Origin of the sequence: Dermabacter sp. HMSC08H10, from assembly GCF_001807585.1 — a bacterium.
Classification (GTDB): domain Bacteria; phylum Actinomycetota; class Actinomycetes; order Actinomycetales; family Dermabacteraceae; genus Dermabacter; species Dermabacter hominis.
This window is the reverse complement of sequence record NZ_KV789424.1, coordinates 214,928-221,773: the sequence shown is the minus strand read 5'-3', so window position 1 is coordinate 221,773 and position 6,846 is coordinate 214,928. Positions and strand designations below refer to the sequence as shown.

Sequence of the window (6,846 nt, the reverse complement as noted above, 5' to 3'; positions counted from 1 at the left end):
CGGTGTCTACACCCCTGTCTTCCTCAGCGTGGAACCTCTCGCAGTAGTCGCCTACTGCATCGTCTTCCTCGCGCTCGTCGCGGCCCTGGTGACCCTGGCAAAGTTCGTCGCCACCCGCCCCCCGATCGCGGAAGTGCTCGAAAGCTGGGAGCACATCCTCTTTCCCATCGTTCTCATCGGCCTCGGCATCGTGATCCTCGTCAGCGGCGGAGCCTTCGGGCTCTGACGTAGCGACAGCGAGCCAACCAGCCCTGAGGGCGTGTCGGGGGTGTGCAACGGGTTGGCCCGGTTCGGACTCGACGAGGTTGCTGAGATCTTCGGAGGGTTGGTTCCTGGCTAGCCTGACCGGAGGTAGGTACGGCAGCGTCGGACAGGAGACAGCACAGGGTGTCGTGCGCGGAGGCCACCGGCAGCAGCCCCGGTGCGGCAAGCGGAAGAAGCACCGCACGTCTACTCGTCGTTGTGTCCACTGTCGCAACCTCCCTTCCCTAGTGCCCTCGCACGACCACGATGATCGTGCCCGCGGGGCGCATCGAGTCTAGTTGCGAGTCGCCCTGGGCTGGCCCTTCGCTCCGCACCGGGGCACGCCTCTGCTCGCGCTGCCGCCGCGGACACCACCCCTTGCAATATCGCTCGATGGTGATACTATCGGCATATGACGATGATTCCGGTGGTGGACAACGCTCCGTTCGAGGTCGCGGACGGCCATGCTGCGCTGTTCCATGCCCTGTCCGAGCCCACTCGATTAGCCCTCCTTCAGCACCTCTCGACCGGTGAGCACCGGGTCCGTGACCTCGTAGAGCACATGCACCTGGCGCAGTCCACCGTGAGCAAGCACCTGGCGTGCCTGCGCGACTGCGGGCTGGTCACCGTGCGCACTGAGGGACGGGCCTCCTGGTTCGCCCTGGCTGATCCGGCCCGGCTCACGGACCTGCTAGAGACCGCGGAGACGTTGCTGGCCACTTCCGGAGCGTCACTCTCCCTCAAAGCCCACCGTGACCACGCTGAGCTCGAGGACGGGGAGCTGTGATGGCGAGCGAGGAAGAGCACTCCCACCACCATGCTTCACCGGGAACGGCCCGGGGCCGCCTGGCGATCGCGTTCGGTATTACGTCTGTCATCGTGCTCGCGCAAGCCCTCGGCAGTGTCGTCACCGGAAGCCTTGCTCTGCTCACCGACACGGCACACGCGCTGGTCGATGCCTCGGGGCTGCTGGTGGCCCTGATCGCGGCAACCATGATGCTGCGCCCGGCCAGCAGCCAACGCACCTGGGGATTCGCCCGCATCGAAGTGTTGGCCGCCCTGGCCCAGGCCACCCTCTTGATCGTGGTGGGAGCCTATACAGCCATCGAGGGCATCTCGCGGCTGACCGAGCCCCCCGAGGTCCCTTCCGGGGAGCTGCTCGCCTTCGGGGTGATCGGGCTGATCGCGAACATCGCTGCGATCCTCGTCCTGGCCGGGGGAAAGAACTCCAGCCTGAACATGCGCGCCGCGTTCCTCGAGGTCCTCAACGATGCCCTCGGATCACTCGGCGTCATCACGGCCGCACTGGTCATCCAGTTCACCGGGTTCCAGCAGGCCGACGCTCTGGCAGGGCTGTTCATCGCGGCCCTGATCATGCCCCGAGCGTTCCAGATCCTGCGCGCGACGGTGCACATCCTCATGGAGTACACCCCCCAGGGGGTCGATCTCGATCAAGTTCGCGAGCACATCCTCGCCCTGGATCACGTCCAGGACGTTCACGACCTGCATGCCTCCGCGATCGGCAGTAACCTGCCCATCATCTCGGCCCACGTCGTGGTCAGCGAGGAGTGCTTCGAATCCGCCCACGCGCTGCGGATCCTCGAAGACGTCCACCTCTGCGTCAGAACACACTTCCCGGTGGCGATCGAGCACGCCACCATCCAGTTGGAGAGCCCGTCCGTGCATGAACGCGAGGCCGCAGGCAGCCTCCACACCTAACCCCACCGAGCTGCCCACCCCTTCCCCCCGGAGCGGCAACCCGACACAGAGGGGGCGCGGACCACCGGGAGGCGGTCCGCGCCCCGTCGGTGTCGCTGGTGCTCAGCGGAAGCTGATGAAGGTGGGGGATCCCCAGATCGTGCGCTCGGTGACGGCGCCCGCGGAGCGGCCCGCGTCGACGACCTTGTCACCGCCGGCGTAGACGCCGATGTGACCGGGCCAGACCACCAGATCGCCGGACTGGGCCGCGGACTTCGAGATCGAGGTGCCGGCGTTGACCTGCTGACCGGAGGTGCGCGGCAGATCGATGCCGGCCTGCTTGTAGGCGTACTGGGTCAGCCCCGAGCAGTCGAAGCCCACCCCCGGGCTGCTCGAGCTCCAGGAGTAGGAGGTGCCGATCTGGGTGCGAGCGGCGTCGACAATGCTCTGCCCGACGCTGCCCGAGGAGGAGGTGGAGGGCGTGGGGACCGACGTGCCCGTGCCCCCGATGGAGAGGCCTCCACCGTTGAGGGCGCCGCGCGCCCCCGCGCGAGCTGCGTACTGAACTGGGGCACCCCAGCATGACAGTTACTCGCGGGACTTTTACGGTTCCCAATGGGCCCAAAAGTGCACTTTTGCGACACATCTGTCGCACTGGGTACAGGGCAACGAGACGCGCGGTCGCATCCACCTCGACGTCTCCAGTAGCTATAGCGATACCGGACGTATACCACCCCGCCGCGAGATCTCGGAAGAAGTGGGCTGCACTCCCCGCACCGTTACGACGCACGTAGCGATGCTCCGAGAAGCTGGCTTGCTGCCCGCGAGTAGGGGTGGAAATGCCATAAGCACAGAACGGTTCCCCCTCCCCCTAGAGAGAGCACATGGCTTCCACCCTTCTTCACGCCCCACCACCACGGGCCTCCCGGCTCCCCTTCCGCCCTTCTCACTGCGGGCTTGAGATGTGGTCCCGCCTACCGCTGGCACTGCTATCCATTCAGGATCCACAAGCTGAAAGACCTCGAAGCGATGCTCTAGAGCGATCTTCCGCTTTCGCGCGCTGGGGCCACGCGGAGCTTGTGGAGGCCATACCAATAGGCGTCGAAAAGTGCCTCCCACGAGGCCTCGATAATGTTCGGGCCCACGCCAACCGTCGTGAAGCGGCCAAAGGGAGCCTGGCTCGTCACGAGCACGCGAGTCGTCGCGTCGGTGCCCTGCTGGGAGTCGAGGATACGCACCTTGAAGTCGACGAGTGCGAACGAGGCAATCTCGGGATATGTGTCCACGAGCGCCTCACGAAGGGCCTTGTCGAGGGCATTCACGGGGCCGTTGCCTTCGGCGATCGTCACGCTTCGATGACCGGGAGCCGTGCTGAGGCGCACGGTTGCTTCCGATTCGAGCGACCCGTCGCGGAGCTGGTGGGAGGAGGTGCGCCACGACTCCACCTCAACGTAGGTGGGAAGGTCCCCGAGAACGTGGAGCACGAGCATCTCGAAGGAAGCGTCGGCCGCCTCGTAGCTGTATCCCTCGGCTTCGCGCCCCTTGACTGTCTGGGCGAGCAGGGCGAGTGTAGCGTCCTCACCGGAGAGGTCGTAGCCGAGCTCGCGCCCCTTGAGTTCAATCGACGCCTTGCCCGCCATGTCCGAGATGATCATGCGCATGTCATTGCCCACGACCGTTGGATCCATGTGCTGGTACAGATCCGGATCCACGCGGATCGCGCTCGCGTGCAGGCCAGCCTTATGCGCGAACGCGCTCGCTCCCACGTACGGCGCGCGTGCGTACGCGGGAATATTCGCGACCTCCGCGATCGCGTGGGCAATCCGTGTCGCATCGCCAAGCTGTTCGGGGCTTACGAGCTTTCGCCCGAGCTTGAGCTGGAGATTAGCGAGAACAGGAATGAGATCGGCGTTGCCCGTTCGCTCGCCGTAGCCGTTCACACAGCCCTGAACGTGCACCGCACCCGCTTCTACTGCGGCGATCGTGTTCGCGATCGCACAGCCGGAATCGTTATGCATGTGGGCACCGAGACGGTCGCTCTCGAGCCCTGCTTTTTCAAGCCGTGCGCGCACATCCGTGATGGTCGCACTCACCTGATGCGGGAGCATTCCGCCATTCGTATCGCACACAATGACGATCGCCGCCCCGGCGCGCAAGGCCTCGTCTACGACGTGCACCGCGTAGTCGGCATCGTGAGCGTAGCCGTCGAAAAAATGCTCGGCGTCGATGAACACTTCGCGGCCGTAGCCACGGAGAAACTCAATGCTCTCGCGCACCATCGCGAGGTTCTCCTCGGCGCTCGTGCGCAGCGCTGATTCGACGTGCCGAAGATCAGACTTTGCCACGAGAGTGACCGTCGGAGCCCCTGAATCCACGAGCGCCCGCAGCTGCGGGTCCTCGCTCGCGGCACACCCCTTCTTGCGGGTCGCCCCAAAGGCCGCGAGCTGGGCATTCCTCAAAGAGAGCTCCTTCTTCGCACGGGCGAAAAATTCTGTGTCCTTCGGAACTGCACCTGGCCAGCCGCCCTCGATATAGGTCACGCCGAGCTCATCGAGAAGCTTCGCGACCTGGAGTTTGTCCTCGACGCTAAGCGTGAACCCTTCCTGCTGAGAGCCGTCGCGCAGGGTCGTGTCATAGAGGTGAAACACTGCCGTGACCTCCGGGGTGCTGAACGAATCGGGTGGGGATGAGGCGCTAGACGAGGCGCGTGAGCCAGCCGTGGCGGTCCTCAACTCGGCCGTACTGGATGCCCGTCAGCTCTTCGCGAAGGGCCATCGTGACCTCGCCACTGCCACCATTGCCGATTGTCCACGTGGCCTTTTCATCACGCAGCTCGCCAATCGGGTTGATCACGGCTGCTGTACCGCACGCAAACATTTCCGTCACGCGGCCCGCAGCGATATCGGCGGTGAGCGCCTCGTAGTTGACGGACTCTTCGCTCGGGCTAAGGCCACGATCGGCGGCGAGCGTGAGGATCGATTCGCGCGTCACGCCCGGAAGGATCGACCCGGTGAGCGTGGGCGTCACGATGCGACCATCGGCGTAGACGACGAAAATATTCATGCCCGAGAGCTCATCGATGTTCGAGTGTGTCTCCGAATCGAGGAACATGACCTCATCGGCACCCGCCTTGGCAGCCTCGTACTTGCCCTGGAGCGAGCTCGCGTAGTTGCCGCCGCACTTAGCAAAGCCCGTGCCGCCGCGGCCCGCACGGGCGGCGAGCGGCGAGACCCAGACGACGAGGGGCTGCACGCCGCGCGGGAAGTAGTTACCGGCAGGCGAAGCGATCACGTAGTAGTCGACCGTGTGCGCCGCACGCACACCGAGGAAGCTTTCCGAGGCGAACATGAACGGGCGAAGGTAGAGACTTGACTCGCCACCCGTGGGAACCCACGGCTCATCGGCGCTCACGACGCCTCGCAGCGAGGCGAGGAAATCCTCGGTCGAGATCTCGGGTAGCGCGAGGCGCCTCGCCGAGTTCTGGATACGCACGGCGTTCTTCTCGGGGCGGAAGGTCCACACGCTTTCGTCGGCATGCCGGAATGCCTTGAGCCCCTCGAAAATTTCCTGAGCGTAGTGGAAGACCGCAGCGGCGGGTTCGAGCGAGAGGGGACCGTACGGGAGAATCTCACCCTCGCTCCAGCCTTCGGCTTCGGTCCACCGCTGATGGGCCATGTAATCGGTGAAGTTGTCGCCGAAGCCGGGATCCTTGAGGATGCGCTCACGCTCCTCGTTCGAGATTCGACGCGGAGCCGAGCTTGCGCGGTATTCACCCATGGGCTGTAATCCTCTCACCTTTAATCGTTGATTTCCCCAGTTTACGAGGCTGCGCGTGCCTTTTCCCGAACAGCCTGCGCAATTGCGTCCCCGATCTGCGCGCACGTGCGCGCGGAGCCCGGGTTCTCGGCGAGATCCTCGGTCACGGCCTCACGCACGCGCTGCGCGGCCGCGTCCTCACCGATCGACTCGAGAAGGAGCGCGACGGAGAGGATCGTCGCGGTGGGGTTCGCGATGCCCTTGCCCGCGATATCGGGGGCGCTTCCGTGCACGGGCTCGAACATCGAGGGGAACTCGCCCGAGGGATTGAGGTTTCCGGAAGCCGAAAGGCCGATGCCGCCCGAGATCGCGCCCCCGAGGTCGGTAATGATGTCGCCGAAGAGATTGTCGGTCACAATTACGTCGAAGCGCGAAGGATCCTGAACGAGATAGATCATCATCGCATCAATGTGCGAGTAATCGACCTCAACATCGGGATACTCGGCGGCTATTTCGTCCACGATGCGCTTCCACAAGCGGCCGGCGTGCACGAGCACGTTGTGCTTGTGCACGAGGGTGAGCTTCCCGCGGCGCTTCGCGGCAAGCTCGAAGGCATAACGCACGACGCGCTCAACGCCGTGGGCAGTATTGATCGACACCTCGGTCGCCACTTCGTCGGCGCTCCCCTCGCGAAGCACCCCACCGGCACCAACGTACGCCCCCTCGGTTCCCTCGCGCACGACGACGAAGTCGACCGCGCCAGGGTTCGCAAGTGGGGAATCCACGTGCGGGAAGAGAGTCGTAGGGCGGAGGTTCACGTAATGCTCGAACGCAAACCGGAGCTTGAGCAAAAGCCCCCGCTCGAGAACGCCCGAGGGCACGCTCGGGTGTCCGACGGCACCCAGTAGCAGGGCGTCGTGGCGCTTAAGCGCGTCCAGGTCCTCATCCGTCAGCGTTTCGCCGGTGTCGTGCCAGCGGCTCGCGCCGAGGTTGTAGTCGGTCGTGACGAGGTTACGCCCCGTGCTTTCCAGGGCCGCCCGAAGAACCTTGAGGCCCTCGGGTACAACTTCCTGCCCAATCCCATCTCCGGGGATGACAGCGAGGTCAAGTGTGCTCATGGTTTCTCCTTCGGTGGCGCGAGGGTGGTGC

General features: G+C 64.8%; 7 protein-coding genes. 3 read left to right on the top strand and 4 right to left on the bottom strand.

The window, feature by feature from the left end; translation table 11 throughout:
* The 3 genes from HMPREF3176_RS10535 to HMPREF3176_RS03805 all read left to right on the top strand — a co-directional run.
* The coding region (locus tag HMPREF3176_RS10535; protein ID WP_246826647.1) for a cadmium resistance transporter at positions 1-226 on the top strand (226 nt) is incomplete at its 5' end.
* 429 nt (positions 227-655) lie between these two features.
* Complete coding sequence (locus tag HMPREF3176_RS03810; RefSeq protein ID WP_070458404.1) at positions 656-1,030, top strand: ArsR/SmtB family transcription factor; 375 nt, start codon at positions 656-658, stop codon at positions 1,028-1,030.
* Positions 1,030-1,962 (top strand): cation diffusion facilitator family transporter, encoded by a 933-nt coding sequence (locus HMPREF3176_RS03805; RefSeq protein WP_070458401.1) that lies wholly within the window; start codon positions 1,030-1,032, stop codon positions 1,960-1,962. The genes HMPREF3176_RS03810 and HMPREF3176_RS03805 overlap by 1 nt, the downstream gene beginning before the upstream one ends.
* Positions 1,963-2,064: 102 nt before the next feature.
* On the opposite strand, the gene HMPREF3176_RS10530 is transcribed toward HMPREF3176_RS03805, so the two are convergent.
* The 4 genes from HMPREF3176_RS10530 to HMPREF3176_RS03785 all read right to left on the bottom strand — a co-directional run bounded on the left by HMPREF3176_RS10530 (position 2,065) and on the right by HMPREF3176_RS03785 (position 6,815).
* Positions 2,065-2,361 (bottom strand): C40 family peptidase, encoded by a 297-nt coding sequence (locus tag HMPREF3176_RS10530; protein WP_083286220.1) that lies wholly within the window; start codon positions 2,359-2,361, stop codon positions 2,065-2,067.
* A 614-nt stretch (positions 2,362-2,975) separates the two neighbouring features.
* A complete protein-coding gene (cimA, locus tag HMPREF3176_RS03795; RefSeq protein ID WP_070458398.1) occupies positions 2,976-4,589 on the bottom strand; it encodes a citramalate synthase in 1,614 nt (537 codons plus the stop codon).
* 46 nt (positions 4,590-4,635) lie between these two features.
* Positions 4,636-5,718: a branched-chain amino acid aminotransferase gene (locus tag HMPREF3176_RS03790; RefSeq protein ID WP_070458395.1), complete on the bottom strand. Its 1,083-nt coding sequence runs from the start codon at positions 5,716-5,718 to the stop codon at positions 4,636-4,638.
* 41 nt (positions 5,719-5,759) lie between these two features.
* Positions 5,760-6,815, bottom strand: a complete 1,056-nt coding sequence (locus HMPREF3176_RS03785) for a 3-isopropylmalate dehydrogenase (RefSeq protein ID WP_070458392.1) — start codon at positions 6,813-6,815, stop codon at positions 5,760-5,762.
* Positions 6,816-6,846: the final 31 nt, after the last annotated feature.